Consider the following 19534-nt stretch of genomic DNA (forward strand, 5'->3'; position numbering starts at 1 on the left):
TCACGCCGGTAGCCACGTCTGCTTACACCACGATCCTTGACCTGCCCTTTATTGTGATACATACTATCTCATTAAGCGAGGAACAGATGCCAGCAGCACCATTCAGGCTCGATTTGGTCGACCTGCAAAGCGCCGTACGATAATTGACGTGCACATGCCGGTCGCCCTCGCAATTGGGGGCAATATCATCCGGTATCCGTGATCGACACGGTCACACTATGCCCTGAGTCAGAGGGGTAAGGAAGGACAAGTCGTGACGCCAGCGCAGTTTGCCCACCAACGACTTCAACTTGCGCTCTGGGGCTGCGGGATCGGGTTCGGAGTGCTGTTCTTCGTGGGACTCATGCCCTTATCGCACTTCATTCCCCCACCATCGCCCCAGTTGTCAGGCGCCCAATTGATGGCGGAATTCGGTCCCAGGCTGCCGTGGGTCAAATTCGGAATCCTCGTCGGCTTGCTGGGCAGTGCCTTGCTGGTGCCATGGTCGGCAATGGTCGCCCTCCAGGTAGCACGCATGGAGGAAGGCCGCCGGGTCCCGCTCTGGGGCATCTTTGCGTTCGGCGCCGGCTGTGTGAACGCAGTGGCCTTCATCCTTCCCTTCATATTCTGGGCCGGAGCCTTCTATCGCCCCGACCGGTCGCCAGAGCTGGTCCGGCTGATAAACGACATGACGTGGCTCGAGTTTCTGATGTTCTTTCCAACGTTCAGCATGCAGCTGTTCTGCGTGGCAATGGCCGGCTTCACTCAGCGCCAGGGACCAAAGGTGTTCCCCCGCTGGTTCTTGTATCTGAACCTCTGGATGGCAACGATCGGCGGGACCGGTCTCATTTCGATCTTTTTCTTCTCGGGACCCTTTGCGTGGAACGGCATCGTCGGATTTTGGCTTCCCGTCGGCTCGTACGTCCCGTTCCTCATCGTTACGTTCGTCCAGTTCTACAAAGCGATTGTCGCGGAGAAGTACTGCTATGAGTCGACGGATTCTCCCGCGAGCGTCGGGACGGCCGCATAGCGTATCGAGCGCGTCGTCGTGTCACTTTTCACGGCGACGACCGCGTGGACCGCGCTGATGTTCGAGGGCGGCGCCGTCGCGTTCCTTCACCCGCTCGGGCCCGTTTGCCTGCAACGGCTTGCGGGCGTTCTGGTCACCGGTGATCACGTTTTTCGCCTGGCTCGTCGTGACGGCGGTCCTGATGTTCCGGGCGATCGGGCCACAGGCCCTGCACCGTCGGTACCCATTGCGGTGCTCGAATAGCCCCCGACGCCCGAATTCCGGCGAATGGCGACCTAACCTCGCCAAACGTCTTCTGCTACGCGGCTTACTGCGATACCGTGAACGGACGTTCATATCGCTGCTCGCTGAGGAGATGGCATGACCCCGGTACAAGCCAAACTTCGAAGGTTAGATGCTGCTAATATACCCCCATGGCGAAGATGAAATCCGCTGGTCAGCGGGCTGGGGTGCGGTCGGCGGCGATTTACGCGCGTATCTCGGCTGATGTGGAGGGCACCGGGTTGGGGGTGGCGCGGCAGTTGGAGGATTGCCGCAAGCTGTCTGCTGACCGCGGTTGGCCGGTTGGCGATGAGTATGTCGATAACGATGTGTCGGCGTTCTCGGGCAAGCCGCGTCGGCAGTATGCGCGGATGCTGGCCGATCTGGCATCAGGGGCGCGGGATGCGGTGATCGTCTACAACTTGGACCGGTTGCATCGCCGACCGGTGGAGTTGGAAGAGTTTGTCGCTTTGTGTGAGTCGGTGGGTGTGCGAGACGTGGCTACCGTGACCGCCGATATTGACCTGGGTAACGATGACGGGTTGTTCATGGCCCGGATTTTCGCCGCGTTCGCCGCCAAGGAGTCCGGGCGCAAGTCCGCACGTATTCGCCGCAAGATGTTGCAGAACGCCGAACAGGGACTACCGCACGGCTCGGTGCGCCCGTTCGGCTACGAGGACGACAAGATCACGCTGCGGACGTCGGAGGCGGCGGTGGTGCGTGAGATGGTGGACCGCTACTTGGCGGGCCAGTCGTTGTTGTCGTTGACGGTGTGGCTCAACGACTCCGGCGTTTCCCCGGCGGTGGCCAAGTCGTGGCAGACCTCGGCGGTGCGCCAGATCCTGTGCTCGGGCCGTATCGCCGGGCTGCGGGAGCATCGTGGTGAGGTGATCGGGCCTGCGAAATGGCCGGCGATCGTTACGCCGGCGGAGCGGGACCGGATCTTGGCGCGTATCGCGGCGCGGTCGGTGACCAAGACGCGGGCGGCGCGCACATATGTGTTGTCAGGGATGCTGCGGTGTGGGCGTTGCGGTAATCGGCTGTATTCGCAAGCCCGGCACAGTAATCCCGATCATCGGGTGCGCCGCTATGTTTGTCTGAAAGGACCCGATCATGGCGGCTGTGGTCGGCTGACGGTGGTCGCCGAACCGGTTGAGGCTTTGTTGACTGATGCGGTGTTGACCCGCCTGGATTCTCGGGATCTGGCGAAGGTGTTGGCCGGCAAAGCCAGCCCTAATCATGATGTGGCTGCGTTGGCGGCGGCCGTGGAGGCCGATCAAACGCGCCTCGATGAGCTGGCCGGTTTGTATGCCGACGGCGCGATCAGCGCGCGGGAGTGGATCGCGGCCCGCGACCCGATCACCAGCCGCATCCAGCAGGCCAGGCGTGACATCGCTGAGGCCACCGATACCAGTGAGGTTTATGAGTTGGCGGGCACCGGCGGGGCGTTGCGCGGCCAATGGCCGGACCTCGACGTGGAACGCCAGCGGAGCATCGTCAAATCGATCCTGGATCACGCGGTGATCGCACCGGGCACCCCCGGTTCCCGCAGTCTCGACATTAACCGCGTGCAACCCCATTGGCGCATCTAGGTTTTCGGCGTCGCGGATGCTCCCTGGCGAGTGCCGAGTGTGTGTCTGGGCTGGTGGGCCGTCAAGGCCAAAGCCGCACGCGGTCGAAGCCAGCTTCGAGCCTGGACGGCCCACCAGCCCAGACACCAGGAATGCTCTTATCGCCGGGAAGGGTTGTGTTGAAATAACTTTCGTCGTCTATCCGGTTGGCCGGTGACGGTACGGTGCCTTTGCGTGCTCAGCGCAGGAGGGTTGCGATGGCAGCCAGGGTGGTGGGGTCGGTGACGGTGACGGATAGGGCTTGGCGTTCACATGAGGCGGTCAGCCAGGCTATGAACTCCGGGCGCTCGTGCAGCGGGACCGCGCCGGCATCGTGGTTGTTGGCGGCGCCGCCCGCGGGCGTCGTGGCCATCACCCTGCCCCGCGTGGTGGCGGCGAGATGCGGGTGGAGACAGTCCGGGAATCGGTGATACCGGTGATGCGGGCGCTGATGTGGCGCAGGGCTGCGGAGATGACCAGGACGCGGTCACCGGCGCTGGCGTGTCCGGCGCGGTCGAACTCCCACAGCATCTCATCGGCGTCGATCGGTTGCTGCTGCCTGCCTGTGCTCGCCGTCACGTCGTCAGCGAAATCGGCGGATTGCGTATCGTCCTGTCGCCCTGAATGTTTGGCTATCTGGTTACGGGTCCAGGTGGCGCGGGCGGCGCGCAGGGCACCCATGGTGGTCGAATAGCGCCGCGATTTGGTAGTGATGTGGCCGCGGTAGCCCAGGGTGTGCAGCCAGCGCCCAATCCCCGCCAACGACGGACCCGCGGACGCTGGGTGTTCGGCGAGTCCGGCGATGGTGGACAGGATGGCCCGCACATGTTCAGTAACGTCGAGTTCGCCGATCGCTTCTGCGGACAGCCGGCGCGCGGTGATGCCGAAGTCGTGCAGGGATTTGGTGACGTATTTCGCCAGATATGCCGCAACCCTGCGCGGCGACAACCGCGAGGCCGAAGCGACTGCGGTGTCGTCGACTTCGGAATCGCTTGCGGTTATTGGTTCGGGTGTCAATGGTTGGGTATCAATTTGGGTGCCGAACCGCACCGTGCGCACCCCGCCCGGGTTGGGGTAATCGTCGTCGCCGGCGGGCACGTCGATACTGACGCGACTGGCAGCGTGTTGGATCAAGGCGGCCAGCTCGGCGGCGGTGATCGGTGACGACCAGCCGGGATGCTGCTCGGCTACCGGACGAGACACCCCACCACCCCGCGGGGCGGCGGGGCCGTGACGATCGTGGTCACCTGATTTCGTGGTGTCGTTGGTGGCGGGTGGCGGGTCGAGGCGGATCAGGGCATGGATGTGGGGTATGGCGCGGGCTTGCAATTCAACGACTTTGACGAAGCTGACCCGCACCGAGCCGGGCTTGACGCCAACTGTTTTCAGGTGCGTCGCCACGGCGCGCCGTAGTGCGATGGTGAACCGCCGCCACAGCTCGGGCAGATGCCAGGTGAACAAGATATGTCCCAGATAGTCGTAGCAGTCCGCGCACAATGGTTGGCCCACCAGAGGGTCATCGACACTGTGGATTATGGTGCAGCGCAGGAAGTTTCCGTGCCGGCAGCGGCCCGCCGACCTGTTGGGTATGGCGTGACACGGGGTTCCGGTGGCGTTGTGCACGGCCCCGTAGCTCGGGGCGGTCAAGGTGGTGAACACTTGCGGACGGTTGGCGACCTCGACGGGTATGTCGTGGTGGCCGCCGGCGGCTCCGGCGTGCACGAGTTGCCAGGTGTCGCGGGCGTAGAGGTCTGAGCATGACGGGCACACCGCGTGACGGCGGTTGTTGCAGCGCGTCCACACCGTGTGCTGACGCCCGGCGGTGTCGGCACCGAGCAGCTGGATCGGGTGGGCGCAGTAACCGACCGATTCCACTCGCCGCCACCACGACCCGAAACCGGGTGAGGAGGCGCGCCGGCACATCTGGGTGACCACCGCATCGGCATCGATGGTGGCCGGCAGGCCCGGCAGCACGATCACCGGGCTCTGCGTCGTTACGGTCTTCACCGATTTCCCTGTTCGCCTGAACGCGGTGCCCGAAAGGTGCGGGCCAACAAGGTGATATCGCGATCGGTGACGTGAAAGGCCCGGACCCGTATCGGGTCGGCGGTGCCATCGATCATCACGTACCCGATGCCGGGGGTGGTATCAGCGATCAGGTCGCATTCGGCGCCGGCATCGCGGGCTCCTTGGCCCAAGACCATGGCGGTTTGGGTAGCCTCGGTCATCCGCAGCCCGATCCGCACGGTGAACAACTGCCGTACCGGCAGGGTGTCTTTGGCCGGGTCTTGCACCGCGGCTACCACCGATATCCCGACCGCACGCCCCTGGGACAACAGCAGGCCGAGGAGTTGTTCTGTCTCGGCGCGGAGTTTGCGGTCGGTGACATAGGCGGTCAGCGCGGCGATCTCATCAATGATCAGCACGATCAACGGCTCAGCGAGGGCGGGGGTGTGCAGGCGGGTGTGCCCGCGCAGCCGGGTGGCGCGGGTCTGCATCAGCTTCACCAGCTCGCGCAGCAGTTCCACGGCGGGTGCACCGGTGTGGTAGCAGAACCGGGCGAACAGCGGCGCGCCGGCACCGAGTTCCATGCCGCCTTTGGGGTCGATCACCCACAACCGCACCCGCCCCGTTTTAACGTGGGGTGCCAGCCCGGCGATCAGCGACCACAACACCGAGCCTTTGCCGGCTCCGGTGGCACCGGCGGCCAGGATGTGCTGGCCCAATACCGGTAGGTGCCACCAGCGCCGTGATTCGGTGACCCCGACCCGCACCGCGCCCAGATCGACCGCCGAACCCGGGGTTGGCATGGGCACCGCGATCGGCTGGCCGAGCACATCCCCGCGGCCGATGATGATCCGCAGCTGGCCCGGCGTGGTGGCGCGGATCGTCAACCGCTCCGCGTCCCAGGTCGCCGCCAGTGCGAGGGCGCGTTTCTGCCAGTCGGCAATCGACTGGCCGGTCACCACCTTGACGATCAGCACGTCGGCGTGATGGCCGATCCGCACCGATTGCAGGGCAGGCACCAACGTGCGTTCACCCAGTTTGGCGGTCAGGGCGTGCAGGGCGCAGACCGATTCCCAGTTGCGGTGATAACGCCACCACGCCCAGAAACGCTGCCGCAGCGGAGCGCTGACCCACCGGGTGAATGAGGCCGGCTGGCAGACCCACCAGCCGAGGTATGCCGCGGCCTCCACAACGGCGGTCAAAACGCCGGCTCGGGCGCCGTGACTGAAACCGACCCAGATGGCGACGACGGTGGGAATGCTCAGGGAGGGAAACAGGATTGCCCACCACAGCAGATACCCGGCGGCTTTGAGTAGTCCGACGATCAGCTCGCCGATCCAGTCATCATCGGGTGATGGATCGTTGTTGTGGTTCTTACGGTTTGGACTATTCGACATGACGGTCTGCCTTCACTTACGACGGGGAAAGAAGGGGCGGGAGCGTCGGCCCGGCAGCCCATAGGCGCACGCTGTCGCGGGGCTGCCGGGCCGGCCTGCGGTTACCGGGCCTGCTGGCCCGTTTTGACGGTGGCGAGGTCGGTGGCGGTGATGGCTTCGGCGCGGTACGCGATGCCCGAGCGGCCGTCTTGCGACCACGGCAACGCCACCAGACCCGTCACAGACACCGGCACGCCGACAACCACTTTCGGTTCCCCGACCACGGTGACCGCCAGCACTTCACCGCCGGTGGCGTCCAGGGCGATCAGCTGCACCTGCCACAACGCCTGCCCGGTGGCCTTGTCCACGCGCGGTGCACCGGTGTCGAAATTCGTGCGCTGCTCGGGAATCCGAGTACAGAGGAACGTCACCCCGGTGGTGTCGATACGTAACTTCATGGATTGCTGTCCTTCCTTGCGGTGTTGGCGCGGTCTGTCCGGCCGCGACTCAAGGACAGCGCCATCCCGGATGCGCCCGGAAGTGACAGGCAGTGATAGTGGTGATGACCGCACACGCGCACACGTAGCTGACCTGCGCTGATGTATGCGGCATGATCGAAGCCATGGCCGCAGTCGACCCGATCCGGGCACTCAATGCGCAGCGGCTCAGCCAAGCCCGCAAACGCTACGGCTACAGCTTGCGTGAGTTGGCGATCGAGGTCGAAAACGTGCGCAAGCTACGCGGCGATCCCGACCTGCCCGCGCGGGAATCCCTGCGGCAAAAAATCGCCCAGATCGAGCGGACCGGAATGCTCGGCCCGCTGTGGCGTGAAGACCTGGCCGCGGTGTTCGGCGTCGAACCCGACGAAATGTTCAGCGTGCCGATCGCCACCGAGCTGCCGCACCCGCTGCTGATACAACTACCCGTCGACCGTGACGTACTCGCCGTCATCGAGGCCCAGCAACATGCCCACATCCAAGCTGAGCACACCTTCGGCCCCCAACACGCCCGCCCCCTGGTGGAATCCGATCTGGTCACCATCGAATCCCTGATTGCCCACGCACCCTCGCAGGTCAAGGCAGAGATGCGGCGCGCCGCTGGGGCTATCGCCGAAGTTGCCGGGTGGATCGCCCAAGACCTCGGAGATCACGCCGCCGCGGAGAAGCTCACCCACACCGCAGCCCTGCACCTACGTACGGCCGGCCCGGCATTCAACGCCATGATCTTGATGCGCCAATCCAACATTCTCACCCGCACCAACCCCGACCTGGCCACCGCCTTGGCCACCGATGCCGCCGACCTCATCGACGGCCACGACATGGGTCGCCTGGCCGCCAGCATCGCCCGCCAACAGGCCCTTGCCGAGCTGGCCAATCACAATGAGCGGGGATTTCATCGCCACGCCGCCGCAGCCCTCGAACTCGGTGACCTGCAACCCCACCCCCATGATCATGCGATCTATGCCCACGGCGCCTACGTCGCCAGCGAGATCGCCTCCGGCTACCTGCGCATCGGTGACCCGGATAAAGCCCTAACCCTGCTCGCCGGGCACCATCACGCCTGGACATCACAGCAGCACCGCGATCAGACCGTGGCCGATATGCGACTCCTGCACGCCTACATCGCCACCGGCGAATACCAGCAAGCACTGGCACTGACCGCCACAGCGATCCCGGGCTACCTGGCCGCGCCCTCGCAGCGAGCCAGGATTCATCTGGCCAGGGCAGGCACAATCGTGCGAGACCGTCGACGGCGAAACAAAGACCCGATCCTGCAACAGCTTGCCGGCCGCATCAAAAACGCCACCCAAGGAGTCACCCCGTGAGCCGTCGAATCATCCCCGACATCACCACCACCGACCCCGCGGCCACCCACACGGTCGCGGTGCTGCCGGTCGGCTCATTCGAACAACACGGCCCCTACCTTCCGCTGGGCACCGACACCCTCATCGCCACTGCCATCGCATCCGCAATCAGTCAGCACCACAACGTATTTCAGCTACCACCGGTCGCGTTCAGCTGCTCCCACGAACACGCCGCCTACCCCGGCACCATGAGCATCAGCGCCACCACCTTGGCCGCGATCGTCGCTGACATCATCGAATCGCTGGCACAGCAGAACATCGCCGGGCTGATCGTCGTCAACGGCCACGGCGGCAACGCGGTACTCACCAACGTCGTCCAACAAGCCAACCACCCCAAGAACCCCGTCAAGGTTGGGCTCTACCCCAGCCGCGAAGACTGGACCGAGGCCCGCGCCGCCGCAGGAATCCACAGCAGCAACCACGACGACATGCACGCCGGCGAACTGGAAACCTCCATCCTGCTCGCCACCCATCCCGACTACCTGCGCGACGGCTGGCAGACCAGCGACCACACAGCCAACGACCGCCGCTACCTCACCAGCCTCGGCATCCACGCCTACGCACCCACCGGCGTCATCGGCTCACCATCCCAGGCCACCGCCGCCAAGGGCAGCAGTGCCCTCGACCACCTCGGCCGCAACGCCGACACACTGATCGAACTCCTCACCACACGTTGAGCACAAGCGACAGCTCGGCGGCTACCTTCCGGGCTTCGCTGCGCTCCCTTCGCTTCCGTCCGCTGGCGCTCCCGTCCGCGCCGGTCGCTCCACTGCGCCCTGCGTCCGCCGCCGAGCACCAGACCAGCGCCCACCACTCAGTGAGAACACCGGCCGTGTTCGCGCCTGCCACCGCCAGGCCAACGGCGTTTGCGCCTCTCGCGCGGCGACCAGAGCCGGGCCAGACCGCCGGCCACCGTGGGACACATGCCCTGACCTCGCACGTGAGGACTTTCTTTACTGCTATCAAGACCCCGACGCGTGAAAGCCCGACCGGTACAACGTGCCAATCTTCGTGTCTCGAGACCGCTCAGCCGCCGCGACAGGGCGCGCCCAAGCATTGATTCATGTGGTGAAATATGCGGCAATCGACCGGTAACCCTGCACATTCGAATTCGGCGTACTCGGCTTCCGCTCAGTACAGCCCGGTCTTGGTGGATGGCGAAGCACGTTGCGGCGTTTTCAGCAACAGTGCTGGCCGCGCCACGCCTGGCGGCCTTCCTTGACCGCGGCACCGGCGATGATCAACGCGACAACATGGTCGGCCCAGGAGAAACCGAACAGAGAGTTCAGCAGCAGCCCAACCAGCAGAATGCCCGACAGATAGATGCACAGCAGGCTTTGCCGGGAGTCTGCGACCACGCTGGCCGAACCAAGCTCCTGCCCGACGCGCTGCTTGGCGTGGAATAGCAACGGCATGACCAGCAACGACACTGCCGCCAGCACGATCCCCGTCGTCGAGTGCTCAGCTTCATCGCCGCCCTGCAGCGAGCGAACCGATTCGACGGTGATATAGGCAGCTAGCGCGAAAAACGACACCGCGATGCCTTTCAATGCCAGCCGCTCACGGGCCTCGGGGTGCTTGCCGAAGAACTGCCAACCCACCGCGAGCGCCGAGGCCACCTCAATCACTGAATCCAGCCCGAACCCGATCAACGCGGTCGAAGAGGCCACCTCCCCGGCGGCGACGCCGACAATCGCCGCGATGACTTTGTAGCCGATCGTCGCGCCAACCAGCATCCGCACCCGCCGCGACAGCACCGCGCGACGGCGCGCGTCAAGTTGCTCGTTGCGTGCGAAGCTGGAAGCGACGCCGTGCCGGTCGGTGCAGCCAGCCCGCTCGGTCGCCGACGACGCCAGCGACCGCTCAACTCGGCGGCCGGTGTGCTCGCTCATCGACCCGGCCCCGCCGCGGTGGCCGTGGCCGCTTCGTCGGCGGCCAACGTCTGGTCAGCGTCGGCGGCGAGCACGACTTCGACGATCTTGTCGGGCACCGGCATCACCGGCGCACCAGGCAGGACGTGATCCGGCCGGGCCGCCGCCGCGTCGCGCATTTCACACCTCAGCATGGCCGAAAGGATACAGGCCATGCTGAGATACCGCCGTCGCCTGCACATTCGGCGTTTCTTGCACCCGACAAGTTCGCCTGACGGCGGCCAGGACTCACGCTGCCTGCGACCGGTGCTGTTCAAAACCTTCGGACGCTCAAGGTTGAACACATAGCGAGCTTTGCATAAGTTGTGCGGTATGGCTGCGGCAGGGATGTGGTGGTGAACGCCGGAGCGGCGCATGCGCACGCGCAGGCGTCGGCCGACAGCGATCGACGGTGGCTGCTCGGCGCCCTGGCGGTGATCGTGGCGTTCATGATAGGCGAGGTCACGGTCGGGGTGGTGGCCAGCTCGTTGGCGCTGATCTCCGACGCCGCCCACATGCTCACCGACGCGGCCTCGATTGCGTTGGCGCTGTGGGCCATTCGGCTGGCCGCACGTCCGGCGGCCGGGCGGATGACCTACGGGTGGAAACGGGCCGAGATATTGTCGGCACAGGCCAATGGGCTGACGCTGTTGCTGCTGGCGGCGTGGCTGGCCGACGAGGCGATCCGGCGGCTCATCCACCCGCCGCAAGTCACCGGCACCCTGGTGCTGATCACCGCGCTCGTGGGAATCGCCGTGAATGTCGCGGCGACCTGCATGATCAGCCGGGCCAATCGGACCAGTCTCAATGTCGAGGGCGCCTTCCAACACATCCTCAACGACTTGTTCGCGTTCATCGCCACCGCGGTCGCCGGACTCATCATTCTGCTCACCGGTTTTTCGCGTGCGGACGCGATCGCGACCCTCGTCGTGGTGGCATTGATGGTCAAAGCCGGGTTCGAGCTGGTTGGGGCCTCCAGCAGGATCTTCATGGAGGCCGCGCCGAAAGACCTCGACCCTGCCGTCGTGGGGCAGGCCATGGCCGCCCGCGAGGCTGTGGTGGAGGTGCATGACCTTCACATCTGGGAAATCACCTCCGGCTCACCGGCGTTGTCAGCGCATGTGCTCATCGAAGCCGGCCGCGACTGCCACGCCGTACGTAGCGACCTGGCCCGGCTGCTGGCCGAACGCCACCACATTCACCACACCACGTTGCAGGTCGACCACGTCGACGTCATCGACCGCGGCGAGCCCAACAACGGCCCGCATTGCGAGGAGCCGCACGGCCCAGCCCACCGATCCAACGACATCCACTGAGCCACAAGGCGTTTCGATGATGGCTGTCGCCGCAATCGCGCTCTACCTGGTGTTCGGGGTTTTGGGTTTTGGGTTTTGGCTGGCGCAGCTGGATTCAGTACCGCCGCACCGGATCCACCGGATTTCGCGGGCCTCGGCGGCCGCCTCGGTTCACCGGATGGGTTGCCGGCGCTGGATTCCTCGCCGCGATCATCGTCGGCCTGGTCGCTCCGGTGCTACAGCTATTCGGCGTCGTCTGTCCGATCGAGCTGCTGCATACACAGTTGATCCAAGCGAGCGGAATCTTTCTCGCTGTCGTTGGTGTTGTCGCCACCTTTTTCGCCCAACGCGAGATGGGTGCATCCTGGCGTATCGGCGTCGACCCAAGCGAGACAACCACTTTGGTGCGTGACGGCGTCTTCGCGATCGTACGCAATCCAATTTTCAGCGCCATGCTCATTTTCGCGGCGGGCATCACCTTGATGGCACCCAACCCGCTCGCTGTCGCCGGGTTCCTGCTGCTGTTCACAGCGATCGAACTGCAAGTCCGCCGCGTCGAGGAGGGGTCTGCTGCACGAATAGGTGACATCTGAGTTGGCTTGCCCAGCATGGGCGGGCTGGAAGGATGTCCCCATGGCAAGGCCCTACCCCCGCGAGTTCCGCGACGACGTCGTCCGGGTCGCTCGCAACCGCGATGACGGTGTAACGATCGAGCAGATCGCCACCGATTTCGGAGTGCACCCGATGACGCTGCAGAAATGGCTCCGTCAGGCCGACATCGACGAAGGCACCAAGCCCGGCAAGAGCGCCAGCGAGTCCGGTGAGCTGCGCGAAGCCCGACGGCGGATCAAACTGCTAGAGCAAGAGAACGAGGTGCTGCGCCGGGCCGCAGCGTATTTATCGCAGGCCAATCTGCCGGGAAAAGGGTCTACCCGCTCGTGAAAGAGCTCGCCGCCGACGGGATCCCCGTCGCGGTGACGTGCCGGGTACTCAAGCTCTCCCGCCAACCGTATTACCGCTGGCTGGCCGACCCCATCACCGAGGCCGAACTCATCGAGGCCTACCGCGCCAATGCGCTGTTCGACGCGCACGCAGACGATCCGGAGTTCGGCTACCGCTACCTCGTGGAGGAGGCGCGCGATGCCGGCGAGCCGATGGCCGAGCGCACCGCATGGCGGATCTGCTCGCAGAATCGACTGTGGAGCGTGTTTGGTAAGAAACGCGGCAAGAACGGCAAAGTCGGCCGCCGGTGCACGACGATCTTGTCGAGCGTGACTTCACCGCTGAAGGGCCAAATCAGTTGTGGCTCAGTGACATCACTGAGCACCGCACCGGTGAGGGCAAGCTCTACCTCTGTGCGATTAAGGACGTGTTCTCCAACCGGATCGTCGGCTACAGCATCGACTCCCGAATGAAGTCACAACTGGCCATCCGGGCACTACACAGCGCGGTAGCCCGACGCGGAGATGTCGCGGGTGCATTCTGCACTCGGATCGCGGATCTCAGTTCCGGTCAAGGAAATTCGTACACGCCTTGAATCAACACGAGATGGTCGGCTCTATGGGCCGTGTCGGAGCCGCCGGCGACAACGCCGCCATCGAGAGCTTCTTTAGCCTGCTGCAGAAGAACGTGCTCGACCGCCGCCGCTGGGACACCCGAGAACAACTCCGCATCGCGATCGTCACCTGGATCGAGCGCACCTACCACCGGCGCCGCCGCCAGTCCGGCCTCGGGCGGTTGACCCCGATCGAATTCGAAGCAATCATGACCACACCGGCCAGTCAGGCCGCGTGACCGAAACTGTCACCTGATCGTGCAGCAGACCCGAGCCCTACCTGTTGGACACCCACGGCGATGCCTACCGCACCTACACCAACAGTGTGGGACGCTTCCTACCCGGAATCGGACGCACAGTTAGGTGAGCGGCGGTTAAAGCAAAGGCCGCGCGGGATTACCAGGTTTCGGGTTCAACACAAAATCAGGGGCGACGATGCCCGTTGAACACGAGATCTGCGACCAATCTTGTTGCCACGCTATTATCGGGTTATGCCGATGAAAATTGCCGACGATGCTCCGCCCACCGCGTCGCCGCGCGAGGACTTGGCGGGCGCGGTCGCATTGTTTCACAGCCTGTCTGATCCGACCCGGCTAGCGATCGCCCGCCGCCTCGCCGACGGGGAAAGACGGGTAGTCGACCTCACCCGGGAACTGGGGTTGCCGCAATCGACGGTGTCCTCACACCTGGCGTGCCTGCGTGACTGCGGACTTATCGCCGGCCGACCCGAGGGGCGGCAGGTGTTTTACGCGCTTGCCGTGCCGGACCTGCTGGACCTGTTCGCCGCTGCGGAAACCGTGTTGGCGGCCACCGGCAATGCGGTGACGCTGTGTCCCAACTACGGCACACGGCCAACGCGCGCCTCCGCATCGCGAAGAAGGGGCGTCAAGCGGGCTGCACCGGGAGTTGCCGACTGGTCGCCGGGGCGATAGAGCGCGTCGGGGAGGAAGTTCCATAGCCGACGGTAACTAAGTCGGCCCAGACCACGACCACGGAGGTTGATGATGACGACGACGACTGCTGCTCCTCGTGATGGCGGTGCCGCGCTGACCGTTGTATCCGCTGCGGCGGGGCGGATGCGTGTGCGCGCCAGCGGGTTTCGATTCGACGCGGGGCGGGCCGTGGCGATCGAGGAAACGGTCGGCAAGGTGACCGGTGTGCGGGCCGTGCAGGCTTTTCCGCACACGGCATCTGTTGTGGTCTGGTATTCGCCCGGGCGCTGCGACACCGCTGGCATCTTGTCGGCGATCGCCGAAGCCGAGCACATCCCGGCAGCGTCGGTGCCCGCGCGTGCCCCGCACTCGGCTGATGGCCGTAGGGCCGGTGTCATGCAGAGAATCCTTGACTGGAGTGCGCGAACGCTGTCGGGTCCACGCGGTGACGGCCTAGGCCGTGCTTCGGCTGTCGTGGCCGTGCGGCGGCGGCGGGCGGTGAGCGATGCCTGCGGCTGCGACCACGACGACAACGAGCGCGAGCCGCAGCGCCTGTGGCACGTCCGCAAGCTGCGGCGAGCCACGCTGTCCGGGGCGCTGCTGGGCGCCTCGGTGATTGTCGCCTGGGTCACTCCGCTCGGCCCGGTCGTGCTGGGAATGAAAGCCCTCGCGCTGGCGGTGGGGGCCTCCACGTTCGTGCCCTCCACGCTCAAGCGCCTGGCCCAGGGCCGCATCGGCGTCGGCACCCTGATGACCATCGCCGCGGCCGGAGCGGTGGCACTGGGTCAGGTCGGCGAGGCCGCCACGCTGGCGTTTTTGTTCTCGATCAGTGAGGGCTTGGAGGAATACGCGGTGGCGCGTACCCGCCGCGGGCTGCGCGCCCTGCTGTCGCTGGTGCCCGATCAGGCCACCGTGCTGCGAGACGGCAGCGAAACCGTGCTGGCCCCAGCAGAGCTGCGCGTCGGGGATCAGATGATCGTCAAACCCGGGGAACGCCTGGCCACCGACGGCATCATTCGTGCCGGGCGCACCGCCCTGGATGTCTCAGCGATCACCGGCGAATCGGTGCCGGTCGAGGCCGGACCCGGTGACGTGGTGTTCGCCGCATCGATCAACGGCTCCGGAGTGCTGCAGGTGCAGGTCACCGCGACCGCAGAAGACAACTCGCTGGCGCGCATCGTGCACATCGTGGAAGCCGAACAGGCCCGCAAAGGCGCCAGCCAGCGGCTGGCCGACCGCATCGCGCGACCGCTAGTGCCGGGCATCATGGTCACCGGGGCGCTGATCGCCGGCACCGGCAGCGTCTTGGGTAACCCGGCGGTCTGGATCGAACGCGCGCTAGTGGTTTTGGTCGCGGCCTCCCCGTGCGCGCTGGCCATCGCCGTGCCGGTCTCCGTTGTGGCGGCCATCGGCGCCGCCTCCAAATTCGGCGTACTGATCAAGGGCGGCGCCGCGCTAGAAGCCCTAGGCACCATCGGCGGAATCGCGCTGGACAAGACCGGAACGTTGACGGCCAACCGGCCCGCGGTGATCGACGTCGCGACCACCAACGGCACCACCCGCGAGGAGGTGCTAGCGACGGCCGCCGCGCTGGAGGCCCGCAGTGAACACCCCCTGGCCGCGGCCATCCTCGCCGCCACCCAAGCACCGATCGCCGCGGCCAGCGATGTGCAAGCTGTGCCCGGGACCGGGCTGACCGGCCACCTCGACGGGCATGCCGTCCGACTGGGGCGCCCCGGCTGGCTCGACCCCGCCGACCTGGCCGATCACGTGGCGCGCATGCAACAAGCCGGGGCCACAGCGGTTCTCGTCGAACGCGACAACCAGCTGCTCGGCGCCATCGCCGTGCGCGACGAACTCCGCCCCGAAGCCGCCGAGGTCATCGCCAGGCTACGTGCCGGGCGCTACCAGGTATCGATGCTCACCGGCGACAACCACGCCACCGCTGCCGCGCTGGCCGCCCAAGCCGGAATCGAGCACGTCTATGCCGAACTGCGCCCCGAGGACAAGGCTCGCCTGGTCAAAGAGCTGCGTGCCCAGCGACCCACCGCGATGGTCGGCGACGGCGTCAACGACGCTCCGGCCCTCGCGGCTGCCGACCTGGGAATTGCCATGGGCGCCATGGGAACCGACGTCGCCATCGAAACCGCCGACGTCGCCCTGATGGGCCAAGACCTGCGTCACCTACCCCAAGCCCTCGACCACGCCCGCCGCTCCCGGCAGATCATGCTGCAAAACGTCGGACTATCCCTGACCATCATCACCGTGCTGATGCCCCTGGCGTTGTTCGGGACCCTCGGCCTGGCCGCGGTCGTGCTGGTACATGAGGTCGCCGAAGTCGTGGTCATCGCCAACGGCGTACGCGCCGGACGCATCAAACCACTTACCGGGAATCAGGCGCGACCGTAATGGTGCCAGGGTGTTGGTTTTGGCGCCGTCGGATCCCGGTGTTCGTCGGCGCCGGCATACTCACTCGCTACGATCCGGGGCTTCGTCCGCGACGACTCGCTCGAGATCATTGTCGGCAATGACTTTGCCGGAACGACGTTCGCCGTTGCGCTCCTTCAGCAGGGCGCGACGGTCGGCGTGGAAATAGGTGTATCCGGTCGTCAGTGCACATGCGACGGTGGCGACCGCCAGCATCTGGGATCCGCCGATGACCAGGCTCAGGACTCCGCCCACCGTGGCGCCGACGATGTAGCTGGCATACAGCAGAAGATATCCCAGCCAGGCCGTAGCTTGTCCGCCGCTGAGGTGGCGTTGGATACCTTGGCCCAGCTTCACCAGCGTTCCCGTCATGTAGCTCAGCGAGATGGAAACCTCGCCGTTCTTGACGAACGAGGTGTTCAAGGCGCCAATGCCGAAGGTAACAGCCAGAATTGGCAGGAAGGTGACTCGGCCTGTCGACCATCCGTGCACGACGATGTCGAGTGCGGCGGCGATGCCCAGACACAGCGTGGTCAGCACGGTCGGGCCGTGGGGGTGGTCGACCCAAATATGTTGCCGGCACAACGACGCGATCACCACGCCAGCGACGAACGACGCAAGCAGTAGCGCCGCTGATATAGACAGCCAGCGGTCGTTGGTGAAGAAACCCAGGACCGCCCGCTCGCTGTTGCCGGTCATGAAGGTCACGAAGTATCCCGCGGTGTGGGTGAACGCCGCCGCACCCACCAACCCGGCCAACGCAGCCAGGATCCACGACAACCGCGCCTCACGGTCGAACATCTCACGCATCACCCACGACATCTTTCCAGGCACGTCCGCCACCCGCGATGCGGGCACGGCGAGCCTTGAACCATCCCGGATTTCACAATTTGCGGGCCGCACCGACGAACAGCAGTCCCCCGTAACGCGCTTCGATCCCCGACCGGCCGTGCAAGCCGTGCCTGGCCAACTCGGTAGCGAATTCGCCTGCCTCGAACCGGTTTTCGCGTAGATGAACAATGAAGGTGCGCAGTACCCAGCTGTCAAGTATGTGGCGAGGAACCTCTTCGAACAACGCAGCCCGCCCGGACGCAGCACCCGGGCGATCTCGGTCACCGCGCTGCCAGTCCGGTACGTGACGCCCATGAAGGCGACGCCGCGCCAGTTCCACCATCGATTCGTCAACATCAAAGGCGGTCACCTGTTCGGCGCCCAGCCGATCCAGGATCACCTCAGCGCCCACACCGCGCCCGCACCCGATCACCGGTCGACCCGACAATCAGCCATCGGCGAGCCTCCGAAACCACGTCGCTTCCCGGTGGTGCTGAAGGGCGGCGCGCACCGGGTTGTTCATCATGGCTCGTTCGACGGAATTGAGATCATCCACTCCTCCTTGCCCGAAGCCGACGACCGCCGATGCTTCGTCGATGCCCGAACGCGAAGGGCTGGTGCGGTCCGTCCAAATGGTCTTGTGCGGTGTAGTGAGACCCGTCTGCGCCGGCAGCGTAGCCCCGGTCGGCGGTAACGGTGGCGGCAATGGCGAGCAGGGCCGGCCGAGCACGGCTCGCACACTCTGCTGCGCTCAATGATGCCCGTATCGGCCATGGTGGCCACCGCCGAACAGCCCGCCGAGAAAGCCGCCTTGCTGTGGATAACCGCCCTGTTGTGAATAAGGCTGGGACGGTATGTACTGCTGGGGCGGCGGCGGCTGGGCAGCGGCGTAAAAATTAGCTTCGGCCTGCGAGAGGGCTTCGAGCTCGCCGCGGTCGAGAAAAAGTCCGTTGCACCCGGTGCACTGATCGATCTCCACCCCAAAGCGGGGCACCGGCAACATCTGCGACCCGCACTTCGGGCAAATCACGGCCGGCTTGCCCTCGGAAGCCGTTGCGTCGGACGGGCGTGTCATCGCACTTTCCTTTCTGTTGACCGTCATTGGCGCCACCAGTCTATGCACACATATAAATCCGTGCATGCAACGCTACAAGTGCGTGTATACCCAGCGCCCTACTCGCAAGGGTCAAGGCCGCGGGTGGGGTGCGATAATCCTGGTACGGTGACCGGAGATGCTGTCTCAGGTTCTGACGTTGGCGCCGTTGGCATTTCGATCGAGGGGGCCATGGTAGCTGGGCACGCGCATTCGGCCGGGGCTGAGTCGTTGCCGACCGGTTCGGCCGGTGCAGCCTACAAGCGGCGGTTGGCGCTCGCGCTGACATTGACAGCCAGCTATGCGCTGGTCGAGGTCGTCGGCGGCATTCTCACGGGGTCATTGGCGCTGATCTCAGACGCCGCCCATATGGGCACCGATGTGCTGGGCCTGGGGTTGGCGCTGGCGGCCATACATCTCGCTAACCAACCCGCCGCCAGCCAGCGCACCTATGGCACCTACCGGCTTGAGGTTCTCGCGGCGGTAATCAACGGACTGCTTCTGTTCGGCGTGGCCGGCTACGTACTTTACGAGGCCTACCAAAGAATCCAGGAACCACCGGAGATCCTCGGTGTGCCGATGCTCGTGGTCGCCGTGGCCGGCCTAGCGGTGAACCTCGTCAGCTTCCGCATGCTTTCCGCCGGCGCCAAGGAGAGTCTCAACGTGCGGGGCGCCTATCTGGAGGTTCTCTCCGATATGCTCGGCTCCATCGGCGTCATCGTCGCCGCAGTGGTGATCGCCACGACTGGCTGGCGGTACGCCGACGCAATCGTCGGCGCAGGTATCGGGCTGTTCATCTTGCCCCGCACGTACTCACTGATGAAGCAGGCCGTGCGGATCATCATGGAAGTCGCGCCGCCCGAGATCGACATCGCCGAGGTACAGGGCAAGCTCACCGCCATCGCCGGCGTCGACTCCGTCCATGACTTGCACATCTGGACTATCACCTCCGGTATGGAGGCGGCGACGGTGCATCTCGTCGTGCCCCGCTCCTTGGACTGGCACCGTGTGCTGGACACCGCGCGCGACATCTTGGCCGACTACGGCGTTACCCACCCAACCATTCAGGTCGAACCCGTTGACCATGTCGAGCGCGGCAGTCTTGTGTAGTCAGCGGTGCGCCAACCGCCGCGGACGAATGCTCGCCGTATCGACAAGATGACCCGAGGCGAGGGGGCGCAGCAGGGATTCTCTTCGATCCGCCGGCGCTCATCGATGACACTTCGCCGGGGGTCCTGGACCGCGGGGCGTAAGCGGTGTCGGCGACGGCGACATCGGGCGGCAGCGCGTGCCGCTAACAACCGCGGCGCACCTTACGCCACAGCAGCCACCTGGCGATCACGCAAAGCAGTTGCACGGCAAGT

At 65.3% G+C, this 19534-nt stretch carries 18 protein-coding genes and 2 pseudogenes; 10 read left to right on the forward strand and 10 right to left on the reverse strand.

Going from position 1 to position 19534, the window contains the following annotated elements; all coding sequences use genetic code 11:
• Positions 1-253: 253 nt before the first annotated feature.
• On the forward strand, positions 254-1009 hold the full coding sequence (locus MKCMC460_RS22730; protein ID WP_236977267.1) for a hypothetical protein: 756 nt from the start codon (positions 254-256) through the stop codon (positions 1007-1009).
• A 21-nt stretch (positions 1010-1030) separates the two neighbouring features.
• Here the strand turns inward: MKCMC460_RS22730 and MKCMC460_RS31435 are convergent, their stop codons facing one another.
• Positions 1031-1156, reverse strand: coding sequence for a hypothetical protein (locus tag MKCMC460_RS31435; RefSeq protein WP_255730846.1), 126 nt, complete (start codon positions 1154-1156; stop codon positions 1031-1033).
• A 266-nt stretch (positions 1157-1422) separates the two neighbouring features.
• On the opposite strand from MKCMC460_RS31435, the gene MKCMC460_RS22735 reads away from it, so the two are divergent.
• Entirely contained in the window at positions 1423-2862 is a 1440-nt protein-coding gene (locus MKCMC460_RS22735; protein WP_236977268.1) for a recombinase family protein, read from the forward strand.
• A 217-nt stretch (positions 2863-3079) separates the two neighbouring features.
• Here MKCMC460_RS22735 and MKCMC460_RS22740 read toward each other — a convergent pair whose 3' ends face one another.
• The 4 genes from MKCMC460_RS22740 to MKCMC460_RS22755 all read right to left on the reverse strand — a co-directional run bounded on the left by MKCMC460_RS22740 (position 3080) and on the right by MKCMC460_RS22755 (position 6721).
• Entirely contained in the window at positions 3080-3256 is a 177-nt protein-coding gene (locus tag MKCMC460_RS22740) for a hypothetical protein (RefSeq protein ID WP_163645069.1), read from the reverse strand.
• Entirely contained in the window at positions 3253-4803 is a 1551-nt protein-coding gene (locus MKCMC460_RS22745; protein WP_236984330.1) for a replication initiator, read from the reverse strand. The genes MKCMC460_RS22740 and MKCMC460_RS22745 overlap by 4 nt, the downstream gene beginning before the upstream one ends.
• 80 nt (positions 4804-4883) lie before the next feature.
• A complete protein-coding gene (locus MKCMC460_RS22750; protein WP_236977269.1) occupies positions 4884-6284 on the reverse strand; it encodes an FtsK/SpoIIIE domain-containing protein in 1401 nt (466 codons plus the stop codon).
• 101 nt (positions 6285-6385) lie between these two features.
• Positions 6386-6721 (reverse strand): hypothetical protein, encoded by a 336-nt coding sequence (locus tag MKCMC460_RS22755; protein ID WP_236977270.1) that lies wholly within the window; start codon positions 6719-6721, stop codon positions 6386-6388.
• A gap of 152 nt (positions 6722-6873) precedes the next feature.
• Here MKCMC460_RS22755 and MKCMC460_RS22760 point away from each other — a divergent pair, with 152 nt between their 5' ends.
• Together MKCMC460_RS22760 and MKCMC460_RS22765 are read left to right on the forward strand one after the other, a co-directional pair.
• The gene (locus tag MKCMC460_RS22760) at positions 6874-8088 is read left to right on the forward strand and encodes a hypothetical protein (protein WP_238304859.1); all 1215 of its coding nucleotides are present in this window, start codon (positions 6874-6876) and stop codon (positions 8086-8088) included.
• Positions 8085-8804, forward strand: a complete 720-nt coding sequence (locus MKCMC460_RS22765; protein ID WP_236977276.1) for a creatininase family protein — start codon at positions 8085-8087, stop codon at positions 8802-8804. Before MKCMC460_RS22760 ends, MKCMC460_RS22765 begins: the two co-directional genes overlap by 4 nt.
• A 501-nt stretch (positions 8805-9305) precedes the next feature.
• Here MKCMC460_RS22765 and MKCMC460_RS22770 read toward each other — a convergent pair.
• Together MKCMC460_RS22770 and MKCMC460_RS22775 are read right to left on the reverse strand one after the other, a co-directional pair.
• A complete protein-coding gene (locus tag MKCMC460_RS22770) occupies positions 9306-10019 on the reverse strand; it encodes a cation transporter (RefSeq protein ID WP_012393902.1) in 714 nt (237 codons plus the stop codon).
• On the reverse strand, positions 10016-10192 hold the full coding sequence (locus MKCMC460_RS22775; protein WP_156419140.1) for a hypothetical protein: 177 nt from the start codon (positions 10190-10192) through the stop codon (positions 10016-10018). Before MKCMC460_RS22775 ends, MKCMC460_RS22770 begins: the two co-directional genes overlap by 4 nt.
• A 201-nt stretch (positions 10193-10393) precedes the next feature.
• Here MKCMC460_RS22775 and MKCMC460_RS22780 point away from each other — a divergent pair, with 201 nt between their 5' ends.
• The 5 genes and pseudogenes from MKCMC460_RS22780 to MKCMC460_RS22800 all read left to right on the forward strand — a co-directional run bounded on the left by MKCMC460_RS22780 (position 10394) and on the right by MKCMC460_RS22800 (position 16228).
• Complete coding sequence (locus MKCMC460_RS22780; RefSeq protein WP_041325224.1) at positions 10394-11353, forward strand: cation diffusion facilitator family transporter; 960 nt, start codon at positions 10394-10396, stop codon at positions 11351-11353.
• Between the two features lie 212 nt (positions 11354-11565).
• A complete protein-coding gene (locus MKCMC460_RS22785) occupies positions 11566-11925 on the forward strand; it encodes an isoprenylcysteine carboxylmethyltransferase family protein (RefSeq protein WP_370652954.1) in 360 nt (119 codons plus the stop codon).
• Positions 11926-11965: 40 nt separating this feature from the next.
• A pseudogene (locus tag MKCMC460_RS22790) lies at positions 11966-13126 on the forward strand (IS3 family transposase).
• 252 nt (positions 13127-13378) lie between these two features.
• A complete protein-coding gene (locus tag MKCMC460_RS22795; protein ID WP_012393905.1) occupies positions 13379-13819 on the forward strand; it encodes a helix-turn-helix transcriptional regulator in 441 nt (146 codons plus the stop codon).
• 72 nt (positions 13820-13891) lie between these two features.
• Positions 13892-16228: a cation-translocating P-type ATPase gene (locus MKCMC460_RS22800; RefSeq protein ID WP_041324574.1), complete on the forward strand. Its 2337-nt coding sequence runs from the start codon at positions 13892-13894 to the stop codon at positions 16226-16228.
• 60 nt (positions 16229-16288) lie between these two features.
• Here the strand turns inward: MKCMC460_RS22800 and MKCMC460_RS22805 are convergent, their stop codons facing one another.
• From MKCMC460_RS22805 to MKCMC460_RS22815, 3 genes and pseudogenes are all read right to left on the reverse strand, one after another.
• Positions 16289-17059: a YoaK family protein gene (locus tag MKCMC460_RS22805; protein WP_069601498.1), complete on the reverse strand. Its 771-nt coding sequence runs from the start codon at positions 17057-17059 to the stop codon at positions 16289-16291.
• A gap of 70 nt (positions 17060-17129) precedes the next feature.
• A pseudogene (locus MKCMC460_RS22810) lies at positions 17130-17603 on the reverse strand (class I SAM-dependent methyltransferase).
• Positions 17604-17828: 225 nt separating this feature from the next.
• Positions 17829-18152, reverse strand: coding sequence for a zf-TFIIB domain-containing protein (locus MKCMC460_RS22815; protein WP_081435783.1), 324 nt, complete (start codon positions 18150-18152; stop codon positions 17829-17831).
• 210 nt (positions 18153-18362) lie between these two features.
• Between MKCMC460_RS22815 and MKCMC460_RS22820 the strand changes: the two genes are divergently transcribed.
• Positions 18363-19280, forward strand: a complete 918-nt coding sequence (locus MKCMC460_RS22820) for a cation diffusion facilitator family transporter (RefSeq protein WP_012393910.1) — start codon at positions 18363-18365, stop codon at positions 19278-19280.
• The last annotated feature ends 254 nt before the right edge of the window (positions 19281-19534 follow it).

It is taken from the genome of Mycobacterium sp. 20KCMC460 (assembly GCF_022179425.1).
GTDB classification, from domain to species: domain Bacteria; phylum Actinomycetota; class Actinomycetes; order Mycobacteriales; family Mycobacteriaceae; genus Mycobacterium; species Mycobacterium kiyosense.